This window comes from Nostoc sp., assembly GCF_036919575.1.
GTDB lineage: Bacteria > Cyanobacteriota > Cyanobacteriia > Cyanobacteriales > Nostocaceae > Nostoc.
Map to the genome: position 1 here is coordinate 43,310 of NZ_JBALBY010000002.1, position 21,939 is coordinate 65,248.

Consider the following 21,939-nt stretch of genomic DNA (forward strand, 5'->3'; position numbering starts at 1 on the left):
GCATACAAACGAAAAACGCTATAGGAGCTTATTTTTTCTCAATATACTTCTGCCACATCTGCTCATAAGCCTTTTCCATTTCGCGGGTAAACTGTTTGCCATTCCACAGGGGTGCTGTTTGCCGCGATGCTTTCAGCTTCAAAGCAACTTGCTGGCGTAAAACTTCATCCTTCCCCAAACGCACACCCCATTCTATATACTCTTCATCAGTCCAGGCAATGCCTTCTGTGATACCCGCATTTATCATCATGGTGTAGCTGTTACGCGCTGCAAATTGTTCACCAACTCGTGTCACCAAAGGAATACCCATCCACAATGTTTCTAAGGTTGTTGTCGCTCCGTTGTAGGGAAATGTATCTAATACAATATCAGCAATGCCTAAATTAGCACGATGAACTGCCTCTGAATGAACCATTGGTAAAAATCGTAACCGAGAACAATCTACACCTTCTTCTTCGGCAATTTGGTAAAAGAAGCGTTTAATTGTTTCCTCCTCAGCAAGTCCTTTAATCAAAAAGTAGCTGTTAGGTACTTGTTTGATAATTTGCATTTGCCACTTTGTCGTTTGTGGATGGCGTTTATATCCTCTTTGGGCGCTGAGATATACAACGGCATCCATAGGAATATCCAAGTCATCGCGGCGGAGAGTTGGTACACCAACTTCAAAACCATCTACTGCTATGTAAGTTTGAGGTAATCGCCAGATTTTCTCTGTATAGTAATTTTGGGCATCATCTGGCAGTACATAAGGGTCTGCGATAAAGTAATCAATTGCAGGTATGCCTGATGCATCCCACCCCAGCCAAGTAACTTGAATTGGGGCTGGCTTGAGTGCCATCACTTCACTAGTAATATCTAGAGTGATGCTATCAAGGTCAATTAAAATATCAATTTCATCTTGATATATCTGGTCAGCAATTTCTAGACCATTCATGCCTAATTTGTGAGCTTTACCTCCGTGACTTAGATACCACTCTTGGAGATTATCGTTTATTAATTTGTAGTTAACAAAATAAGTATGAATATCAAATTTATCTCGATCGTGATGTTGAAATAACCAACGAGCTAGCCAACCAACCGAATGATTCCTTAAAGCGTAAGATATATAACCAATTTTTAATTTATTCGCATGGTGTGTTAAAGATTGATGATTAATAATTTCATGAGCATAGTTTTTTGCTTTTGATTGGCCAAGACCTTGAATATATTTATTATAAATCTCAGCTACCTGATTATGAATAGCTCGGAAATCAGCAGGAGCATCTTTAATGTGAGGTATCGCAAAAGATGGCGAAAGCAAGCGTAGTATTGTTGCTTCTTGTAAAGGAATTCGTTCAGCTTTAATAAACTGTTGAAACACAGTTTCCAATTCTTGACAAGTTGTACATATCTCTTGCCAATATCCTCCTGCTGACATTAGACCCCTTAACAGCAAATGGAGTGCAAAAATTTTATCAGCCAAGCTTTCTGATAAGGAATAACACAACCTAGCTGTCTCTATTCCTTGAGAATAATTACGAGTGTCTTGATAAAAACTCGCTAAGTGCCGCAAAATTTCTACATTATTTGGCTCCAGTTGCAAATGCAATTCCAGAAGAGATGCTGCTAGTAAAGGCTGCCCTAAAGTATGGCCAATTTTCACAGCGGCAGGAAGCACTATACAGAAGCATTGATGAGGATCAGAGAAATAAGACAGACTAGCTTCTATTAAATTTAGATTAATTGGATGTAAGGGAACAGTATTTAAAAATTGTTTTAAAACTTGGATTAATAATTCGGTATTAATTTCTATATTTTCTTTTGCCTTTAAGCTTTCAATTAATCCCCACTCATTCAAATTATCAATTTCTTCAAATTTTTGTAATTTGAGAGAAAGTATAAGGATTTGAAGTAAATTATTTATATAACTAGGATTAATTTCCCGCATGTGCTGGCGAATTAACCAAGCTAGAGAATCTTCTGTAAGTGTTTCGCGTCTTTCAGCTTCTCTTTGCAAAACTTGAAATAGTTCATTTGTCCAAATTGGTAACTGTTCTTCATCTGCCTCTGTCATTGGCAGCATCCAAGCCATTTGAGCTTCTGCTTCTTGCCCTTGTAATAGCAATAGTAACCCTAAATGCCAATAATAAGAAATAGCATTTGGTTCTATCGCTATTGCTTGTTCATATAACTGTGCTGCTTGCGAATATTTTTCTTGAATGAAGTATTGTTCTGCTTGATTTTGCCAATTATATATATCAGTAATCATTGTAATTCTCTGAGAAAATTTTATGAGGAATATAATTGTGAACTACTGACATAATGGAAATAAAGTGGATAGAAGCATCTACCCACTTTGGAAAATATCTAGTTGAAAGACAATTTATATACTCTTTGTCTTTGGTTGGTTACTTAGCCATAGAGATAAACTTGTTGGCGCCGATGCCGCTGTTGCTGGTACAATCAAGTGCTCCAGCGGTGAAGGTAAATGCAGTGGTAGCACTTGCATTTGTACCACCGGCAAGAACTGTGTCTGCAGATTCACACAAAACAGCGATGGTAGTAGCTTCACTGGTAGCAGCTTGGCTTGTCACCTCTACACCACCAACATAGCTTTTGAGAGGCGCGGTAGTAACTTTTACTTGTGCTTGGTTGGTTGCTACACTACCACCCGCCCAGGCAATTTGGTATTGGTAATTTATGGTTGATGTTGCAATACCAAGTCCTAAACTACCAATTGTACTTGTAAATAAAGTATTTTCTAAGTAAAAAGCTTGCTGCGCGCGGTTCATGGAACCCACGTAGGTTTTAGCTTCCGACTGCTTGGCTTTGTTAGCTTGGTTCAAGAAAGAAGGTAGGGCGATCGCAGACAAAATACCGATGATGATAATTACTACTAGTAATTCAATAAGTGTAAAACCCTCATCTGCCTTCTTCTTGGCGAGAATGTGTTGGAGAAACTTGGCTTTTAGTTCGGTCTTCATAAGTGTTTTCCGGGGGTAGGAAGTGATTCTGTGTTCTAGATATAACTTACCCAACTGCGATCGGTTTCCTATCACCCCACCAAAAAAAATTTTTGACTATTTTTTGACTATCTATCTATATAGTTAATTTAAGCCTTGGCGAATAGAATAGAGCCTCCGGCACGCTGACGCGAACGCGGCTACACAAACAAAGTCCACCTCCGTGGACTAATACAAAATCAAGGGTTTCTTAACCTACGTTCGCGTAGCGTTCCGCCAGGAAAGGTGGGTTTTGCCTGTGTAGGCGCGGTTTATAACCGCCTTTTTAACGTTAAGTTGACTATATTATATAGATTCTCAATTTCGATTCTAAAAGCGCCTTAATCAAACTCAGGTGGCCACAACTCTGATATTGCCAGTTCCCAACCTGGTAGCAAGTCTGGTAGTGTGAGCGTGTCGCCATTCTGCATCAACACTGGAGTTTGGTTTATTCGATAAACGGTTACTGTCAATTTATCAGGGTCAATCAATATGCCGACTACAGACCCAAGCTGCAAAAATAACTGAATCTTCTCTTCAAGCGGTTTGATTCTATCGCTTTTAGATTTAATCTCAACCATCAGGTCTGGAACTAACTCTACAAAGTCGCGCTTGGTCTTCTTCAATCGGTCAGCCTTAACAAAAGACACGTCAGGGGCGCGTAGGTTTCTTTTTTCCGAGTCGTCCTCTTCTATATTCGGCAGGATAAATCCAGCGCTAGAGCCAGTTATACGCCCTAATTTGCGCGACATGACCCAGTTATTCAAGAAGGTAATTAGACGAGCGCCAATTTCCTCTGACTCGTAATCTGATGGCCCCATAACTATGATTTTCCCCTCTACCAACTCCATCTGCCATTCTGGATGCTCGGTTTGTAGTTGCTCTAAGTCTGTAATGGTGAAAGACATAATATTACAGAAAATACTCTTATATATATCATAAGTAGCGGCAATTCATGAATTGCCGCTACTCTAAGAAAGCTACAAGGTAAGTAGGGATGGGTGAGATAGTGAGATGTTTTTTGGTTTCTCTCTCAATTTTTCAATAACCTTACTAATATTCTCATCAATTCCTCAATATCTTCGACAACTCTGTAGCTATTAATCCCTAGAGTAAAATGTTTATTTACTCTATCTAGACTTGCAAACTGCCACAAACTTCCTGTAGTGACACAACCAGTTAATATAGGTTGTTCTGCAACAGTTGGGGAATCCTCCCAAAAATCCAGTGCAACTATTTGGGCTACTAATTGAGTGAAGCCTCTACTTAAATCAGCAAGACTCGCTTCTATGACTAATAGTTGATTTGGTTGGGTGGTTCTAATTAAATAATCTAGTGTACCTTGAAGTTGATTATTCACTCTCAGGCTAAATTCTATTCTTAGTTTTGCCTTCGTGTAATGTATCAACTCTAAGACTATTCTAGAAATTATTACTTCCCTTCTCGCTAACTCAGTAGTCAACTCTACATAAGGGAGAGATTCTTCTATCCTTTCTCTCAATTCGAGCAATCTATCCAATTCGCCTGAGTATTGTGGCAATTGAAATACTTTGTACTCTAGTGAATAACCGAAGGCTTGAGCCAAGTCTTCAGAATAGTAACCGCTTTCAAAATATTTGCTAAAGGTATATGTCTGAGTTGGATCTAGCTTCATGAGATTTTAAATTATGGGTGAGATGTCGGGAAATGTGTTGAGAGAGGTATGAGCATTCAAGAAATAGCAGAATTTTTAGAACTAAACGTTGAAACTATCAGGAAGCATCTGCAAGAACAGTCTTAGGAGTTAAGAGGTTGTTTGAAAAGTGTTTCGCTGTGACTTTAGGCACTTTTAGATCCCCCCTAACCCCCCTTAAAAAGGGGGGAACCAGAATCAAAGTCCCCCAATTTATCGGGGGATTTAGGGGGATCTAAAACTATTTGATACCGACAATAGGACTTTTCAAACATCCTCTAAGAGGCTGTTTGACAAGTATTGAGCGTATAGCACCATAGGCATTTTACGATCGCTTCCACCATGATGTAGCCAATCACAATTTATTATGCTATATTAAGCGTAGTCGTTATGAGTTTGGATATGGTCATGACTAACCCCACAGTAGAAAACTTAGTAATTATCGGTTCTGGGCCAGCAGGCTACACAGCCGCCATTTATGCGGGACGCGCTAACCTGAAACCCGTTGTATTTGAAGGTTTCCAAGCCGGGGGATTACCTGGTGGGCAACTAATGACAACCACGGAAGTCGAGAACTTTCCTGGGTTTCCCCAAGGGATTACGGGGCCAGAACTGATGGATCAGATGAAGGCACAGGCGGAGCGCTGGGGCGCTGAACTATATACTGAAGATGTTATCTCAGTTGACTTGAGTCAGCGTCCCTTTATAGTGCGATCGCAAGAAAGGGAAATTAAAACCAACAGCATTGTCATTGCTACTGGTGCAACAGCAAAGCGTTTGGGTTTACCCAGCGAACATGAATTTTGGAGTCGGGGAATCTCTGCTTGTGCGATTTGCGATGGTGCAACACCAATTTTTCATGGCGCAGAATTGGCTGTAATTGGTGCTGGCGACTCGGCGGCGGAAGAGTCAATTTACCTCACCAAATACGGTTCTAAGGTGAATATGTTGGTACGCACTGATAAGATGCGAGCGTCTAAAGCCATGCAAGACAGGGTTTTGAGCAACCCAAAAATTCAGGTGCATTGGAATACAGAGGCTGTGGATATCTTCGGTAATGGTCACATGGAAGGGGTGAAAGTCCGCAATACCAAAACTGGTGAAGAGAGCAAACTGCACGCTAAGGGTTTATTCTACGCCGTTGGTCACAGTCCCAATACCTCTCTATTTAAGGGGCAATTAGAACTGGATGAGGTGGGTTATGTTGTCACCAAGCACGGTACTGTAGAAACGAGTGTAGAGGGCGTTTTTGCTGCTGGCGATGTGCAAGATCATGAGTTTCGGCAAGCAATTACGGCTGCGGGTACTGGCTGTATGGCGGCGATGTTAGCAGAACGTTGGTTGTCATTCAGTGGCTTGATTCAAGAATTCCATCAACAGGCAGAAACAGCAGATAATGAATTAGAACATCAGCCAGCCAAAAAGACTGAAGCCGAGGAAGAAGCTGAATTTAATTTGAATGGGACGCGCCATGAGGGAGGTTATGCTTTACGGAAATTGTTCCATGAAAGCGATCGCTTACTCTTGGTTAAATACGTCTCTCCTGGTTGCGGCCCTTGTCATACCCTAAAGCCAATTTTAAATAAAGTGGTGGATGAATTTGACAGCAAAATTCACTTTGTGGAAATTGACATCGACAAAGATCGAGATATTGCTGAAAATGCTGGTGTGACAGGAACACCAACTGTTCAATTGTTCAAAAATAAGGAACTGGTGAAGGAAGTTAAAGGTGTGAAGCAAAAGAGCGAATACCGTCAGTTGATTGAAAGCAACTTGTAAGGAAGAGTTTCTGCTTTCGCTTGGGCGATCGCCTGTTGATTATCTGTTGCTAGAGCGATTCGAGCATTAATTATAGGCAAAAGAGTTTTCCATTGTGTATCACTCATCTTGCCTAGCAGAGAAATTTCTGGCCCCTCAGTTATATCTACATCACCCTCCATGAGCAAATTCATGGTCAAAGAAGATAAAAGCATATCGGCTTCTTCTTCAGAAACGTTATGAGTATCTATCAGGAGAGTTATATGGCTTTTATCTGGGTGAGTAGTGAGAGTAGAAATGACACTTGCTAAATCTTGATATAGTAGGTCTTCTGGCTGTGACCAGTCTGGGAAAATAATTAGGTTAGTTTCCTTAAGATTTAAATGTAAAACAGTAGCCTTAATCAAGGTAGCACTTATAGTATTCGCCATTGTTGACCAGGAAAACTTTTTCGCCTGTGCCAAACCCGCAGTAATTAATGAGTTCCGAATACTAGGCTTTTGCACTTCACAGAGCGCATTTGCTAGTGCATCGATATCATCATCATTCACATATATTGCTGCGTCTCCTGCTGCTTCTGGAATTGAAGCATTAGGACAAGTAATAACAGGACAACCACAAGCCATTGCTTCTAATACAGGCATTCCAAAACCTTCATATTTAGAAGGATAAACTAGTGCTACAGCACCAGAGTAAGCTGTTGCCAACTCTTCATCACTAAGTTCCAGCATATGAACAACACTACCTGATGTGTAAGCTCTAAACTCAGGTACTAATAAACCGCCGCTTCCTGTACAAACAATATCAAATCCATAGCTATTGGCAAGTTTTGAAAGAGCTTGGAAGAACAAAATACTATTCTTGTAACCAGTTCCAGTACCAACCAACAGGAAGTATGGTTTATCAATGCCATATTTATATTTAAAATCTTTAATTTCATCTAAGGAAGCTGAAGAAAAGAGAGAATCTACTCCACAATGAGCCACCGTAATTGATTCTAAGGGTATCTCAGGGAAACATTTACTTAAATCTTTAGCTGTATTTTCAGAAATGGCAATAAAAGCGGAGGCGTGTTTGATACCATTGTGTTTTTCACGCCACATAGGTTCATTTAAATTTCCTCCTAATACTTCAGGAATCATATCATAAGCCATAAATACCGAAGGGGTATTAATGGGGGTGGTGTAGTAGGAAGATATAAATAATTCCGCTTCTTGATCATCACATATTTGTTGAAGCATCTGTTTATCAGCGTCGGTATTGTTATAGTCGTAGGCGGGAATTATGCGATAACGGATACCATTAATTTTGGGTGCAGTATTGGCTCTATCTAAGACTAGGATATGATTAGCAAAATCACTATTTGACCATTGTTCTAGCAGACTTCGCCAAACTCTAGCAATTCCTGTTTTATAGAGTTGGAAAAAGACACCATCAATTAAAATATTACGAGGAGGTAAAGTTTTTGCTTTTTCTTTCGCTAACTCGTAAATTTTGATAGTTTCTTGAACATATTTATCCCAACTAAATTTTTGAGCCTGTTGAACAGATTTTTTTGCTAAAATCTCTCGATATTCGGGTTCAGAATATAGCTTAAATATGGCATCACAAAGCCCTATTCCATCATGAGTATCAAGCATAATTCCGGCATCTTCAACCACTTCAGGCAAGGAAGAAGTGTTAGAGGTTATGACTGGAGTTCCACATTGCATAGCTTCTAATGGTGGTAAGCCAAAACCTTCATATAAAGATACATAAATAAAGGCTAATGCGCCTGAATATAGAGAAGCTAAATCTTCATCGGGAACATAACCAGTAACAATAATTCGGTTTTCTAATTCTTTAACTCTATCTATTTCTGCAAAAATTTCTTCATATTGCCATCCTTTTGTACCTATTAATACTAGATTAAGATCATCAATATGCTGGTTTTTAAGTAATCTCAAAAAAGAACGGATAACATGAGCTATATTTTTTCTTGGCTCTAGGGTTGATAAAGTTAAGAGATAAGGTTGATCTGGTATTTTATATTTTTCTTTCGTTTTGATAATTAATTCCTGATCATCGCAAGGATAAAATTTTTCTTTATCAGCAGCTAAATATGTAACAAATACTTGCTTTTCATCAAGATTTAGTTGGTATTTGCAAATATCTTGTTTTGTTGATTCGGAAATACAGCACACAAAATCATTCTTATCTATTTGATCTATCCTATTTTTAATCATATGCTTATGCTCTGAATTATGATTAAAATACTCTGGAAAAAGAATAGGAATTAAATCATAACTTGTGACAAGTCTTGTAGCATAATAAATATTATTTGGTAAAGGATAATAAGTAGAGTGATAAATATCTATATTTTGATATTCTAGTTCTGACGAGTGAAATAAATGAAGATTTTTACATTCACAATTTTGATTGATATAAATCTGACAAGCATCAAATAAATCAGGCATACTCGTACATAAATAAATATGACACTGAGGAGATTTTATTAGTCCTTTTAAAAGATACTCTGTTACTCTAAAAACTCCTGTTTTGGCAGTTTCACATATAGTTCCTAAACCTAGTACAGCAATATCTAAGGCTATTTTAATCTGTGTTCCGTTATCTACTAGCGATAAACCATCTCCTTTAGTTAAACCACTTGGTAGTAAAGATACTTTTTTTATTTCCCCAGGCTGACTGTGACACAAGTTCTTAAAAACATCAGGTGCTAGTTTTTTTTCTGTCAGCAAGTGTAAAGATATACCATTAAATGTATCACTAGAATAAAAGTTCAAATTATACTTATCTGCAATTATTGACAAAGCCTTTAAAGTATATATTGATACGTGCTGTCCTTCGTGAGGTACATAATACCACCATTCATCAGGTTTAGGATTATCTGTAGGCAAAATCTCTGTACTAAATAAAATGTTTCTAGAAAATCGCAAAATATTTTCTATCTCTTCAATAGGATTCACAAAATGTTCAAAAACTTCAAAAGCAGTTACTAATTCACAAGAATTATTTATCCCTACTTCCAAACCTTGAGCAAACAAATTATTGCAAAACTTATCAAACCAATAAAAATCAAAGCCTAAGTCTTTCATCATCCGAACAAACAGACCATAGCCAGCACCATAGTCTAAAAATTTAGCCTCACGGTCAAATAGATTAAAAATGATATGAGATGTTTTTTGTGAACAATAATTATTGCGAAATACTAAACCGACATCGCTTTTTGCGATGACATCAGAATAAGCTTCTGCTAACCAGTAAGGCTCTTCTGTCTGAACAAAACCACAATTAGAACATTGAAAATAATCAACTTCATACTTACCTAATATGATAGTTTTATCAAAGAGATATGCATCAGATTCACATACTTTGCATTTGATAGGCATAGGATTAAGTAAGCTTTGAACTATAGGAAGGATTTGACTATAACTCCATGCTTGTTTTTGTACATTTTTTATATTTGGCAAGTAAAAGTGTGGCATTCCATCTTGGGGTGAGATTAAGGAATACTTTATAACTTTTTGCTGCCGTTGGGATTCACTATTAATTAATAAATCTAAATGATATATACTTAAGTTTGTTAAATATACACCTTGGTGTGAAAGACCATGTATTACTTCATGAATTTTGCCTTCATAATAAATTTTTTCATTATATTTAAAAAGCCTATGCTGCCAATCAGGATAGTGTGGTTGACTTGCTATGTAATATTTTTTATTAAATGGAGTAATCCATTTTCTTGAAATCCAAAAATTATCAGTTATTAGTGATTCTGGCTGCTGTTTTATTAGAGCTAAAAATTCAAGAGTTTTCTTGTCGATAAACTCATCAGAATCAAGAACAAATACCCAATCAGTCTTAACTTCTTTCAAATAAACGTTTCGCTGCTCAGAATGATTTCCCTTCCATTTTGAATAAATTATTTTCGCTCCATAAGACAAAGCAATTTGACAAGTAGAATCAGTACTACCTCCGTCAACTATTATTAAATCATCATAAACTTCACTTAGTGACTCTAAGGCAAGAGCCAAAGTTTTTTCAGAATTTTGCACCATCATACAAACAGAAAGGGTCTGAAGAGGGTTTTGGGCAGACACATAACTTTGAGGCTTTCTCTCTGTCTCCCATAAATCTAATGCTGCTTTCTCTATGTCTTGTGTAAGAGAAGAAGCTTCGGATTTTACTGCTTCTTCTTCCGCTATATGTGAAATGATAACTTCTGGGCTAAGTTTTTCATCAAAAATATTTTGAATTGCGATCGCAGACTGTTCAGCAATTCTTTCCCAATCTACTTCAGTATTAGTTACTGTAGTATCTACTACCCGAATTCTATTCTCCAGAATTTTATACCTAGCCCTAAAATTATCTACCTCATCTGGAAAAACAGCAATATAGGAAGATGCCATTTTAATAGCACGCTGTCTAGATAAAGAGATATGATAGTCAGTTTCAAAAATATTAGATGAGAATTTATCGCATAATATAAACACAGATTTTACTACTGCGCCTGCACTTGTGTAGTAAGTACTTATAAATATATTAATATCAAGCTCTTGACACAGTGCGGCTAAACGTCGGTCTTCAATAGCAGATTTTTCAAAATCTACTAAAGGGGCAAATAAATTCTTAAATCTGCTAGAAATTTCTTGAAAAATAGGGTTTGAAGTGCGATTTAAGAAATATACTTGATCGTTTTGCAGGCGATTAACAATCTTTGGTATAACCTGTTTCCAAAATTGGTGTAACTCAGTCTCATCTTGCCGCGCAAATACATAACCGTCTATCAAAATATTCATGCAAGTCACCTCTATAATTTCAAAATTAGTCAATTTAATTAGCTGCTGGGAAGGTTTGTTGGCTCTCCCATCTGAGAATACTTAGACCATTTTGGTTGGTAATCTGCACCCAACCATCCAACAGTACCAGCTAGTTTTTCATTGTTATGAGTGCTGCCATCATATAGATCAAGGTTTTTTAATTCCTCTCCCTTACCAAGAGCTACCATTTCTTCCCATAGCTCAGTACCAGGAAATGCAACACAATCTGAGTTTTGCCAATGGATATTATTATTATGGTTTGCTCCTATTTCCTTTAATTCGTTCAGGATTTTTAGATCATTATCCCAATCTTGCTGAGTTTCGCCAGGGAGGTTTTTCATAGTAGTGAAGTGAAACTCCATCCCTGAAAAGCGAGTAATTAAATACTTAATATTTTCGTAGCTTTTTTTAGCACTTAAATTTTTCTTGGTGTTATCAAGCAATTTTTGATTAAAACTCTCAACTCCAAATCTCATACCCGCACAACCACTTTCAACCATTAAGTCATATATTTCTAAACTGGTTGTGTCTATTCTGCCCATCATAGTCCAGGGTAGTCCTATATCTTTTAATCCCTTACATAGCTCGGTGATTCTTTTACCACCTAGATTCCAGGTATCATCATCAAAAAAAATGCTTTGAATACCTTTCTCATTTATAAGATTAGCAATTCGCCATTCTTCTGAATATAAATAAATAGCTTGTGTTACTTTTCCTTGATTTGCGTATTGGCGAAACTTCTGACTCAGTTCACTTTGTTTCTTAATTAGATGGTGATAATTTACGTGAGCCTCAGCTTTTAAGTTATTAATAAAATCTTGGTATGTGGAGATAACTGTTTTGATCTCATCAATTACCAATTCAGGTAAGCGATTACGATATTGACCATTATTCATTACTTTAGGCCATTGACAGTATGTACATTTGAATGGGCAGCCACGGGAAGTGCTAACAGTTAACTGTGAACGAGGAGTATTCATACTAGAATCCCAGTAGTTATACAAGTAGTCTTGATGTCTAAATGGTAGAAAATTTTCCCCATTTATTAAATTAATATCTTCGATATGGTCGTAAACATATATAGGTTTAGCCTTGTCTAACTTAGATACTATATCTAATGCTGGCTTCTCATATTCACCTACAATACAATGATCTATAAATGATTCATTAATTAAATCATTAGCATAAGCTTGAATATGTGGACCTACTAAAACAATACGAGAAGAAAAGCTTTCTTTCGCCCATATAGCTAACTCCTTAATAATGGGAAATAAAGGTGTTGAGGTTTCCAAGAACAAGATATCTGGTTGAAACTTAGCAATATGGCTCTTTACTAGTTCGTAATCCCAATGTTTAAGAGCAACTCCGTCATAAAAATTTGCATCAATACCATGTTTGATTAAGTAGCTAACTGCATAGCTCATGAAGAAGGGAAAGCAAGCATAATCCGTTAATCCCGGCGAAGTCCAAGGCCAACGTGAACCTGCATTAGGACCAGTGTATATATTTCCTTTACTGTCATATTTAACAAAAGGAATATTTGCAAAAAGTATGTTCATTTCAACCTCCAAAAATGATAATTATTGTTCTTCTTTAAAGAACTTCTTTTAAATAACTAATGAGTGTTTTTACGCGATTTGCATAGGTATGGTCGCTTAAAACAAGCTTACGTCCTTCTTGACTTCGTTTCTGTCGTTCCTCGTCATCAGCTAGATAGCGCACAATCTTAGCCCATTCATCTTCATTTCCTGTAGTGCATACTAGCGAGTCTCCAAAGATAGCTTGTAATGAATCAACATGATCAGAAAGAATAAACCCTCCACAAGCCAATATGTCGTAAATTCTCAGATTGATAGTATCTAACTCAATATGCTCTTCTATATGAGCATTAAGATTAATTAAACAACTTGAATATAATTTAGGTAAATCTGGCATTGGTAATTTGCCAAGACAAGCTTTTTGTAATGGCTCAGACCAAGCTTTATTTCCATATATGACAAGACCAAATGGCAAGGCCGGCACAAAGTAATGCTGATTTACAAGTGGACCCCTAATATCATTACCTACAAAAGACACAGGATGCTGATAATGATTTGAAGGTTGCGGAAAAAACAGTTCAGGATCAGTTGCAAAAGGAATAACGGCTCCCGAAGCACAAGCTTCCATTAATTTTTTGCTTGTGAATATATATCCATCAAATCTAGACTTTATTTGATTAAATACGCCGACTGTACCAATATGAAGTTCAGGAGGATAAAGCCATTTAGTTGGGTTAGAAGCATTAGGAAAAGCATTTTGTAGATATAAAAAGTTTTTTACTTTTTCATCCAGTTCCAAATAAGGATAGAAATGGATGACAACATCCAGCTTCTCTGTAATTAATCCACTAGATGAATATAAGTACACTGACTCCACATCATCACATCTAAGTAGATATTTCTGCCATCCCCGTGCTACCTGCTCATCGCCTTGCACGTTACCAGGCTTGCTAACATCAAATGTGTCAATTCCACGTAAACGTAATCCAATTCGCAACTTTTGGTTCATATCTAAACCTCTATTGCATGAAAGTCTGGATTTTCAGGGTCTAGCTGTTTGGATAGCATATTAATCCATTGTGAGTCTGTCTTGGTATAAAAGGTGTGTATTTCATAGGGTTCAATTATAAATACATCACCCTTTTTAACTTCAAAGTCAATATGTTCACCTGAATGCAAATTATCAATTACAATTCTAATTTCGCCAGAAATTATGAAAAAAAGTTCATTAGTCTCTTTGTGATAATGGTTGCCTCGGATTTGCTTTGCTGCGGTTTCAATAAAGTTTACTTCTGCCCAATTATTTTGTGTGATTCCCCAAAAACCACCCCGATTATCTGTCTTCATTATATAAGTTGAAAGTCTTTGCATGACACATCTCCAACAACTTTTAACCTACTAAACCCCTCTTGAACTGAATTGAAACTAACACCAACAAGTCTATTAGCAGTTTGTTCAATTGATAAAGAAGAATCTGATTGTAACAGCATTCTTTCTCTACCAATACCAGCCTGTGCAGGAGCCAATAGTTTAACATTCAGATTAAACATACTGGCATAGTAATTAAAAAACTGAAAGCGATTTACTTTTTCTCGTCCTACTGTGTGAAATATCCCACTTAAGTTATTTTCTATAATTACCTCTATCATTTCTGCTAGATTATCTGTATATGTTGGTGTATTAAATACATCAGTGAAGCATTGTACAGTACGACCTTGAGTTAGTTCTGATGATAACCAGTCTAATAAAGGAGAACCTGTGCCGTAGATTCCACCACTACGACAAATAGCTGCATTATCTAGTTCATTCAAAATAAATTCTTCACCTTGTAGCTTAGTTTTGCCATAAACTAAGCTGGGATTAGGTTGATCATTTTCTTTATAAAAACCATCAGTACAACTGAACACGAGATCAGTGGAAATGTAGATCATACGTGCATCAAATTTTTTACACGCGGTTGCTACATTTTTAGTACCTAAAGCATTTGTTTGGTAGGCTTCTTCAGGATACTTCTCACAAAAACTAACATTCTTATTGCCTGCTACATGAATTACTACCTTTGGCATTTTCTTCTCTATGACTTTAAGGACTTCATCAGCATCTCTAATATCTAAATACACTGAATCCGTCATTCCTAGTAAATTTTTTGGTATGGATGACTGAAAATATGAGATGGTTGTCTTTTTTTTACTTGTAAAATAGCGGGCAAGATTTGAGCCAACGAAACCGCTTCCTCCTGTTATCATCAGATCACTCACATTTTCTTCTCCTTGATATTTAAAAGTATTCAATTTTTCTATACTTATCTAGAATCTTTGTATTCATGACAACTTTTTTAAATAAATGTTTACTGTTTTATGATTGTCTAATCAGACAATATAAATTAAGTTTTTTGGGCTACTGATCTAGCGATCGCTCTTACTCTCCTACTCTCTTCTTCACTTGCTCCAACACAGTCTTATAATCCTGCCGATCAGGGTGCAACTTTACCAGCTTCTCCAAAGGTGCGATCGCACCTTTAGCATCCTTCAATTGCAACCGCAGCACAGACAGTTTCTCTAAAGCAAGTTGGTTTTCTGGTTCCCGTTGTAAAACCAACTCGTAGCCCCGCGCCTGTTGCTGTAATCCTGACTCAGCAGAAGTAGACGCAATTGCTGGCTGAGGTTGACTAGCCTTTTGTATTACCGGAATGATTGCAAACACCGTAGAACCAAAAAAGGAGAACATCGACACTATCGTGACAATCTTTTGTCGCCGCTGAATCTGCTTTTTGCGGGTATTTAGGTATTCTTCCCCCGAACTAGCCATGCATCATATACTTGCTGTGGTAAATACTTAGATATCAGCAAGCCTCCTACTATGAGGATGCCCATCTGCTCAACAGAAACTAACATCTTGGCTAAAAATTTTTTACACAAAATTCAAATGCTGACTCTGAAGACGAGAGAACTTTATGGTAAACCCATGCTGCACCGACAATTTTGCCATGTGAACCGCTTCTATACTTCAAAGCAAAACCCTCACCTGCACCTAAACAGGGCAACCTCCAGTTCTTATTCTCTAGGCAAAACATTAAAGTTATATAAAGATTTGCAATTAATTTGCCTAATGCCAGATGTTTGCGATATTCTAAATAACGTTTAAAGAAACAGAAACAGTAGATATTTCTACTCAATTACAAATTTCCTAGTCAGTCAAAAACTTTCAAACTAGCCCGTGTCCTATGGGTTCTTCAACAACCACACATATTTTTCGTGATTCAAACAAATAGAATTTTCCCAGTCGTCCTCATTAGTGCAACTTCCCAAAGGACTAGTTATTCTGCTTGACGTCCACAATAGATATCTTACAAAAGGTACTGTTGCACTCTAGTGGAGAAAGGGTAAAGGTTATATACAGCTTAACCTCACCCCGATAAAGCTGTGCTTTATCTCCCCTCTTTGAACTCACGCAGAGGGGTTGGGGTGAGGTTTTGATATATACTTCATGCACCTGGGAACCGCTATAAGAGGACAAAGAAGACGGGGAAATATAAGCATCCCTTAACCCTTCGCCCTGAACCTTTGCCTCATTTCTGCAAAAAGTTTAAGTACTGCTTGGTGGAATTGGAGTTTTGTGGTGGTAATTACCGTACAAAACCGAATTTACCAGTAACTTAGTAGAGTTTGTTATGGTATAGTTAGAAAGTTAAGACTAGCTTTACCCAATTACACCACTCTACGACCCGGCAACAATTGCAGAATGGCAAGCAGTTTTGATTAAGTATTTACCAACAAAACCTGAATTCAATCGAGAGTTATGACTCAGAAAGTGATTCACCCAATGGTGAAATTGCAGCGCAACGTGCAATCACTCATAGAATCGAATATTATCAAGCCAAGCGATAGCATCTGGAAAATCGCTTTGCTCTACGGTAATGAATGGCAGCACTGGAAACAGGAACTGCTCGACTTTGGCTTTAGTATGCAAGACCCAGTTAGTGAATTGCTAGCTGTCGAAACTTGGGATGAAGAATAGGGAATAGGGAATAGGGAATAGGGAATAGGGAATAGGGAATAGGGAATAGGGATTTTCAATATTCTCCACTCTCCACTCCCCACTCCCCACTCCCCACCATTGGTGTCAACTTAAGATAAAAGGGCGGTTAGAAACCGCGTCTACACGAGACTTTACCCACCTCCGTGGGTTATAAAAGCTTGATTTTCTCTTAGTCCACGGAGGTGGACTTTGTTTGTGTAGCCGCGAATTCCATTCGCCAAGGCTTAAGTTGACACGCATGCACTCCCCACTCCCCACTCCCCGCTCCCCACTCCCTAAACTTTGCAAGTCGCTAAAGCCGCAGCCAATTCCTTTGCAGTTTGGTAGCGATCGCGTGGCAATGGTTCTGTAACGCGGTCAATCACATCCCTTAATTGGGAACTAATGGTAGGAACTTTTGCCACATCAAACCTGAAGTTTCGCCCTCGTTGGTGGTAATACTTAAACGGGTTTTCCCCTGTGAGCAGAAAAATCAGCGTTGGCCCAATTGCATACAAATCAGATTGAGTCAAAGGTTGTCCTCGTTCTTGTTCAGGAGCGCAATAACCTTCTGCACCAATTCGAGTACCGGGCGCGGTGCCAATTTCCTTAACTGCGCCAAAATCCAGCACCACTATGCGATTACCTGAACTTCGCACCATTAGATTCGCGGGTTTAATATCGCGGTGAATCAGTGGAGGGCTTTGGCTATGAAGATAGTCTAAGATATCGCAGGTTTGGATCATCCAAGCGATCGCTTGGTTTGGAGTCACTGGCCCAGTGGTATACACACGTTTCTCTAAATCTTGTCCGTGGATTAGTTCCATTGCCAAGTATTTTTTTCCGTCTTCTACAAAGAAGTCATAATACTTGGGAATTCCAGGATGGTTAAGGGATTTGAGAGTGTACGCCTCTCGCTCAAATAACTCTTGAGCTTTGGCAATTTTCACCATATCAGCATTCATTTGCTTCAACACCAGCAGTTGTGGCATACCCGCAATCAGACCAGCCGCATCCCACGCGAGATAAGTAGTACCCATACCTCCTTGTCCGAGAATTCGCAATACCTGATAATGGCGAATCCTCTGTTGCACAGAGAGGGGTAGACCGCAGTGGATGCAAAACAGATTATTCGGCGAGTTCCCTTCGTGCGTGCAAGTGGAGGACAAATTTGCCGGATTTTTTGCTGAGTAAAGGATCTCGGCGGCGTTTTCTTCTGTCCCTTGGATTTGTGGCGATCGCAAACCAGTTTCCAGTACTGTTACCTCCTGAATTTGGAATTGCAGTATTGGGCCTCCCTGTGCCAATTGCAAAAGGGAATTATCTGGTAACGGACTCTGAATTACAAGGATACCGTTGAGAAAAGTCCCATTTGTACCCTGACTAATCAGCTGCCAAGCATCGCCATTGCTAGGGGAACCGACTTGTCTCAGTTCTAGATGATGCCGGGAAACTAAACTATCAGTTAAAACAACCTGATTATCTGCCGCTCGACCAATCCGAATTATGGAGGAGTTCTCAAAGCACCACTGCTGGAGGGGCGTTTTCTGTTGCGGTTCTAACAGAGTCAGACTAACCACAATACAACCTAAAAGCTAAGAGGAACAGGAAGTGGAGATTAGGTATTAACCCCAGTTGCGGGTTATAGATGAATAGCGATCGCTTCGCGGCATTGATTGCCGCCATTTTCTTTAATGGTAATTAGAGCCAAGCTTGTGCCTATATCAAAGACCATAATTTGATGCCAAGAATGTGAGAAAAGTTACGATGTTACCACTATTACATAGACTTTCCATCTTAATCAACGATTTATCGAAACAGAATGTGTTGGTACCTGTCGTTTTGTTGCAAGTTGTGTGGTGTGCTATCTCCATCATCTGATCAAGCGATCGCTTGCCACAAAATACTAAACTAAAAACTAAGATGCTCAGAATAGCCTATGGATGCCACAATAACCACTTTAGCTTCTACACTCAAATTGAAAATTGACTTGACTGATGAGCAATTTTTCCAGATGTGTCAGAAAAACCGCGATTATCGATTTGAGCGTACAGCATCAGGGGAATTATTAATTATGCCACCTACAGGTAGTGATACTGGCAACCGTAACTTTGATATCGTTGTTGAATTAGGAATCTGGAATAAACAGACTAAATTAGGCAAAGGTTTTGACTCTTCAACTGGTTTCACCCTACCCAATGGTGCAGAACGTTCTCCTGATGCTTCTTGGGTGAAAATTGAGCGATGGAATGCTTTAACCCCAGAACAACAAGAAAAATTTGCCCCGATTTGTCCTGATTTTGTAGTAGAGTTGCGTTCTCGTTCTGATTCTCTAAAGGATTTGCAGGAGAAAATGCGGGAATATATCGAAAATGGCACTCAATTAGGCTGGTTAATTGACCGAAAAAACAAGCGAGTAGAAATTTATCGTCCAGGAAAAAATGTAGAGACATTAGACAATCCTGCTAGTTTATCAGGAGAAAATGTACTACCTGGATTTGTGTTAGATTTACGGCCGATTATGTAGCTTTATCGAACAGAATTCAGAATACAGAATACAGAATACAGAATACAGAATTCAGAATTCTGTACAACTCGCTAACGCTGCGCTATCAGTGGTGCTAACAGAGCAGTTCGACACGCTCACTGTATCACTATGCCGAAGTGCGGGTCTGATATCATGTCCGGGTAATTAAGCATAATACTCAGAACCCCACCCCGCCAAAGCTACGCTTTAGCTCCCCTCCCCGCAGGCGGGGAGGGGTTGGGGGTGGGGTTCTTTTATTATGGGTAAGCACCCGGACATGATATAACTCCTGAATTCTGAATTCTGATTCCTGACAACTGAGCAAACCACTAATTAAGCAAAGGCAAAAAGTGGCGAATTAACCCAATTGTGACTGCTGGCAATTCTAACTGCGGTGTTAACCCCACATCTTCCAACTGTTGAAAAAATCGGATCGCTTGGGGATTAATTTCGGCTAGGCGGCGACCAATTGATGGCCCGGTAAATTCCGACCTTTGTCCCCAAATAATGGCGGTGGGAGTTGTTAGTTGTTGAATATAAAGAGATAAATCAAAGGACAAATCACCGCGTACAAAAGATAGCGCTGCATACTCAGCATTAGGCTGTTGGGCGGATTGTAAATAAGCATCGACAATTTCTTGATACACTCGATTAGACCGGGCAAATTGCCGTTGGTCTAGGAAGCTGCGAATACCCCCACTCGTAGCAATTCCAGTGCTGTAAAGTAAACGGTCAACAAGGGGAACGCTAACTAACTGGGCAAAAAAACTACGGGAATAGTCTTCGCCAAAATCGGAAAGTCCGGCGGGGGTCGTCAGAATTAAAGACTTGAATAAATCAGGATGATCTGCTGCGACTCGAATTGTAAATGCTGCGGTTAAAGAAGAAGCGATCGCTATTACTGGCCCAGTACAAGTCTGCTCGAAAAATTCCCGAATTGTAGTCAAATAATCCTCAATATTATAACTCCGCGCTGGATGCTCAGACCTACCCCAACCGATCAAATCTGGCGCAATCACCCGATATTCGGCCGCAAAAGCTGGATAAACTTTCGACCACTCATAAGCAGAAGAACCACCACCAAAGCCGTGCAGGAACACCAAAGTTTCCCGATCATCTTTGGCAGTTACACTGGGGAGCCAAGGTGCCCCAGCAGCAGTATAGTATGCCATTCTACCTAGTGAGGTATTTATGGAGCGTTGTTCAAATCCTACTGGTTGAAACATAAGTATTTTTTATTGACTGTAGTAATTAGTTGGCACAAGTGACAAAAGAAACCTGGGGACGCAAAGAGAAGTTTTAGCATCCGCTTCTGGCGATTTTGCGACACAGAGAGAGTATTTGTTAAAGAAGTCGGAAGTCGGAAGTCGGAAGTACAGTTTTGTAACGGGGATAAAGACTCATTGCCACAAAACTTAAAGCCGTTCTTTATGACGGGGTTTTAGACCCATCTTTTTGATAATTTCTTTCTCCGTGTCACGGTGTGTTTTTTAGTCATCCCAGAATACCTACCTGTTTAGTTCAAACTCCCCACTCATTGTTATTATCGGCGAACCAATCACTTTAGGACTTCTTACTCCCGCTAGATTAAGTAGATATAAAATTACTGGATTACTTGTGAAGATTTGGTGATTATTTTTTGATTATAAAAAATAATTTATCGTTGTAATTACTGTTTTATAAGGGTTTCTCGTGGTAGCGAGTATCACCAAAGCCGGAATTAAACATAAGTTTTTATGGTAGTCTATCAAAAAACTAATAAATAATTTTGAGCGTCAAGAATAGTTAAAACGCTCATTTTAATAAACTATTAATTCTACTTTTATATGTAGAAACAATAGCTTTTAATGTATAACTAATCTGATTATTCTCTAGGTAATGGTAAGGCGGAATGTCATGGTAAAGCAGGCTACTCTTCAATCAAATAAACTACCAACGATTGAAGACGCTAAATTTGCGCTTGACAACTTTGATATCCAAAATGAAATTACAGCTTCAGTTTGGCGGGGTCAGGTGGAACCTGTTCTTGACGCTGCCAGAGTGACTGTACCTACTTGTATTTGTTTAGACTTAGAAGACTTAAAGTGTTTTGAAACAGTAGAGCGCCAGTATGAACGCTGGGGAGTAATTTTTGACAATTCTCTAGCAATACAGCCATCAAATCCAGCATTTCCAACCTATTCAGGGCTAACAGTCTTAATGGGGGCGCCTAAAAGCGGATTTTTAGAAGCTACTTTCTTACGTCCGGTTAACTCAGTTAGCGCCTTTGTCACTAGTTCGCAACGGCTAGTGCTTTGTGCCTACGATCGCGATCGGCAACTGCTCGGTCAAACTACACTACCAAGTGCTAATCTTGCTAATTCCGACTCGGCAATTTCCCCCAATACCTTATTATCTATAGCTGTGAATAACATCTACAGCGTTACCTTCTGTGCTTTTGATGGTCAATTCACCCTCGATCGCTTTCGTTTTTGTCTTTAAAAAGCCTCTATGCCTCACCAACTTGCTCCCGCACTCCGATCAGAGGACATCGAGGAAACGAACTCACGTGGCGTGTGCAACTTTCTCTCAAACCTAACCCCCAACCCCTTCCCTACGAGGGAAGGGGAGCAAGACTTAAAGCCTC

At 38.8% G+C, this 21,939-nt stretch carries 16 protein-coding genes and 1 pseudogene; 4 read left to right on the forward strand and 13 right to left on the reverse strand.

Annotated features, from left to right (window positions below):
* Window positions 1–28: 28 nt before the first annotated feature.
* The 4 genes from V7K27_RS00745 to V7K27_RS00760 form a co-directional block, all read right to left on the reverse strand.
* Window positions 29–2,248, reverse strand: coding sequence for an O-linked N-acetylglucosamine transferase, SPINDLY family protein (locus V7K27_RS00745; protein ID WP_334943360.1), 2,220 nt, complete (start codon window positions 2,246–2,248; stop codon window positions 29–31).
* 139 nt (window positions 2,249–2,387) lie between these two features.
* Window positions 2,388–2,963, reverse strand: a complete 576-nt coding sequence (locus tag V7K27_RS00750; RefSeq protein ID WP_334943362.1) for a type IV pilin-like G/H family protein — start codon at window positions 2,961–2,963, stop codon at window positions 2,388–2,390.
* 359 nt (window positions 2,964–3,322) lie between these two features.
* The gene (locus V7K27_RS00755) at window positions 3,323–3,889 is read right to left on the reverse strand and encodes a Uma2 family endonuclease (RefSeq protein ID WP_334943364.1); all 567 of its coding nucleotides are present in this window, start codon (window positions 3,887–3,889) and stop codon (window positions 3,323–3,325) included.
* Between the two features lie 125 nt (window positions 3,890–4,014).
* Complete coding sequence (locus tag V7K27_RS00760) at window positions 4,015–4,635, reverse strand: hypothetical protein (protein ID WP_334943366.1); 621 nt, start codon at window positions 4,633–4,635, stop codon at window positions 4,015–4,017.
* Between the two features lie 426 nt (window positions 4,636–5,061).
* On the opposite strand from V7K27_RS00760, the gene trxB reads away from it, so the two are divergent.
* Entirely contained in the window at window positions 5,062–6,432 is a 1,371-nt protein-coding gene (gene trxB, locus V7K27_RS00765; RefSeq protein WP_334943368.1) for a thioredoxin-disulfide reductase, read from the forward strand.
* On the opposite strand, the gene V7K27_RS00770 is transcribed toward trxB, so the two are convergent.
* The 7 genes and pseudogenes from V7K27_RS00770 to V7K27_RS00800 all read right to left on the reverse strand — a co-directional run bounded on the left by V7K27_RS00770 (window position 6,408) and on the right by V7K27_RS00800 (window position 15,577).
* Window positions 6,408–8,867, reverse strand: coding sequence for a glycosyltransferase family 4 protein (locus V7K27_RS00770; protein WP_334943468.1), 2,460 nt, complete (start codon window positions 8,865–8,867; stop codon window positions 6,408–6,410). The two genes, trxB and V7K27_RS00770, sit on opposite strands and share 25 nt — an antisense overlap.
* Window positions 8,868–9,197: 330 nt before the next feature.
* Window positions 9,198–11,210 (reverse strand): annotated as a pseudogene (locus tag V7K27_RS00775) (glycosyltransferase); the annotation flags it as partial.
* Window positions 11,211–11,248: 38 nt separating this feature from the next.
* Window positions 11,249–12,790: a B12-binding domain-containing radical SAM protein gene (locus V7K27_RS00780; protein ID WP_334943370.1), complete on the reverse strand. Its 1,542-nt coding sequence runs from the start codon at window positions 12,788–12,790 to the stop codon at window positions 11,249–11,251.
* A 34-nt stretch (window positions 12,791–12,824) separates the two neighbouring features.
* Window positions 12,825–13,778, reverse strand: a complete 954-nt coding sequence (locus V7K27_RS00785) for a CgeB family protein (RefSeq protein ID WP_334943372.1) — start codon at window positions 13,776–13,778, stop codon at window positions 12,825–12,827.
* A 2-nt stretch (window positions 13,779–13,780) separates the two neighbouring features.
* Window positions 13,781–14,140 (reverse strand): polysaccharide biosynthesis C-terminal domain-containing protein, encoded by a 360-nt coding sequence (locus V7K27_RS00790; RefSeq protein WP_334943373.1) that lies wholly within the window; start codon window positions 14,138–14,140, stop codon window positions 13,781–13,783.
* A complete protein-coding gene (locus V7K27_RS00795) occupies window positions 14,116–15,027 on the reverse strand; it encodes an SDR family oxidoreductase (RefSeq protein ID WP_334943375.1) in 912 nt (303 codons plus the stop codon). Before V7K27_RS00795 ends, V7K27_RS00790 begins: the two co-directional genes overlap by 25 nt.
* Window positions 15,028–15,187: 160 nt before the next feature.
* Complete coding sequence (locus V7K27_RS00800) at window positions 15,188–15,577, reverse strand: tetratricopeptide repeat protein (protein ID WP_334943377.1); 390 nt, start codon at window positions 15,575–15,577, stop codon at window positions 15,188–15,190.
* A gap of 990 nt (window positions 15,578–16,567) precedes the next feature.
* Here V7K27_RS00800 and V7K27_RS00805 point away from each other — a divergent pair.
* A complete protein-coding gene (locus V7K27_RS00805; protein WP_181930103.1) occupies window positions 16,568–16,786 on the forward strand; it encodes a DUF4327 family protein in 219 nt (72 codons plus the stop codon).
* Between the two features lie 296 nt (window positions 16,787–17,082).
* Here the strand turns inward: V7K27_RS00805 and V7K27_RS00810 are convergent, their stop codons facing one another.
* Window positions 17,083–18,366, reverse strand: a complete 1,284-nt coding sequence (locus V7K27_RS00810) for a protein kinase domain-containing protein (RefSeq protein ID WP_334943379.1) — start codon at window positions 18,364–18,366, stop codon at window positions 17,083–17,085.
* Window positions 18,367–18,725: 359 nt separating this feature from the next.
* Here V7K27_RS00810 and V7K27_RS00815 point away from each other — a divergent pair, with 359 nt between their 5' ends.
* Window positions 18,726–19,313 carry a Uma2 family endonuclease gene (locus V7K27_RS00815; RefSeq protein WP_334943381.1) on the forward strand — a complete coding sequence of 196 codons (588 nt, stop codon included), beginning with the start codon at window positions 18,726–18,728 and terminating at the stop codon, window positions 19,311–19,313.
* A gap of 329 nt (window positions 19,314–19,642) precedes the next feature.
* On the opposite strand, the gene V7K27_RS00820 is transcribed toward V7K27_RS00815, so the two are convergent.
* Window positions 19,643–20,539 (reverse strand): alpha/beta fold hydrolase, encoded by an 897-nt coding sequence (locus V7K27_RS00820; RefSeq protein WP_334943383.1) that lies wholly within the window; start codon window positions 20,537–20,539, stop codon window positions 19,643–19,645.
* Between the two features lie 670 nt (window positions 20,540–21,209).
* On the opposite strand from V7K27_RS00820, the gene V7K27_RS00825 reads away from it, so the two are divergent.
* On the forward strand, window positions 21,210–21,794 hold the full coding sequence (locus tag V7K27_RS00825; RefSeq protein ID WP_334943385.1) for a hypothetical protein: 585 nt from the start codon (window positions 21,210–21,212) through the stop codon (window positions 21,792–21,794).
* Window positions 21,795–21,939 lie beyond the last annotated feature (145 nt).

Bases quoted from the DNA above. Each gene is read 5' to 3' on its own strand.
- V7K27_RS00745 (WP_334943360.1), bottom strand. From the start codon at position 2,248: ATGATTACTGATATATATAATTGGCAAAATCAAGCAGAACAATACTTC.
- V7K27_RS00750 (WP_334943362.1), bottom strand. From the start codon at position 2,963: ATGAAGACCGAACTAAAAGCCAAGTTTCTCCAACACATTCTCGCCAAG.
- V7K27_RS00755 (WP_334943364.1), bottom strand. From the start codon at position 3,889: ATGTCTTTCACCATTACAGACTTAGAGCAACTACAAACCGAGCATCCA.
- V7K27_RS00760 (WP_334943366.1), bottom strand. From the start codon at position 4,635: ATGAAGCTAGATCCAACTCAGACATATACCTTTAGCAAATATTTTGAA.
- trxB (WP_334943368.1), top strand. From the start codon at position 5,062: ATGACTAACCCCACAGTAGAAAACTTAGTAATTATCGGTTCTGGGCCA.
- V7K27_RS00770 (WP_334943468.1), bottom strand. From the start codon at position 8,867: ATGCCTGATTTATTTGATGCTTGTCAGATTTATATCAATCAAAATTGT.
- V7K27_RS00780 (WP_334943370.1), bottom strand. From the start codon at position 12,790: ATGAACATACTTTTTGCAAATATTCCTTTTGTTAAATATGACAGTAAA.
- V7K27_RS00785 (WP_334943372.1), bottom strand. From the start codon at position 13,778: ATGAACCAAAAGTTGCGAATTGGATTACGTTTACGTGGAATTGACACA.
- V7K27_RS00790 (WP_334943373.1), bottom strand. From the start codon at position 14,140: ATGCAAAGACTTTCAACTTATATAATGAAGACAGATAATCGGGGTGGT.
- V7K27_RS00800 (WP_334943377.1), bottom strand. From the start codon at position 15,577: ATGGCTAGTTCGGGGGAAGAATACCTAAATACCCGCAAAAAGCAGATT.
- V7K27_RS00805 (WP_181930103.1), top strand. From the start codon at position 16,568: ATGACTCAGAAAGTGATTCACCCAATGGTGAAATTGCAGCGCAACGTG.
- V7K27_RS00815 (WP_334943381.1), top strand. From the start codon at position 18,726: ATGGATGCCACAATAACCACTTTAGCTTCTACACTCAAATTGAAAATT.
- V7K27_RS00820 (WP_334943383.1), bottom strand. From the start codon at position 20,539: ATGTTTCAACCAGTAGGATTTGAACAACGCTCCATAAATACCTCACTA.
- V7K27_RS00825 (WP_334943385.1), top strand. From the start codon at position 21,210: ATGGTAAAGCAGGCTACTCTTCAATCAAATAAACTACCAACGATTGAA.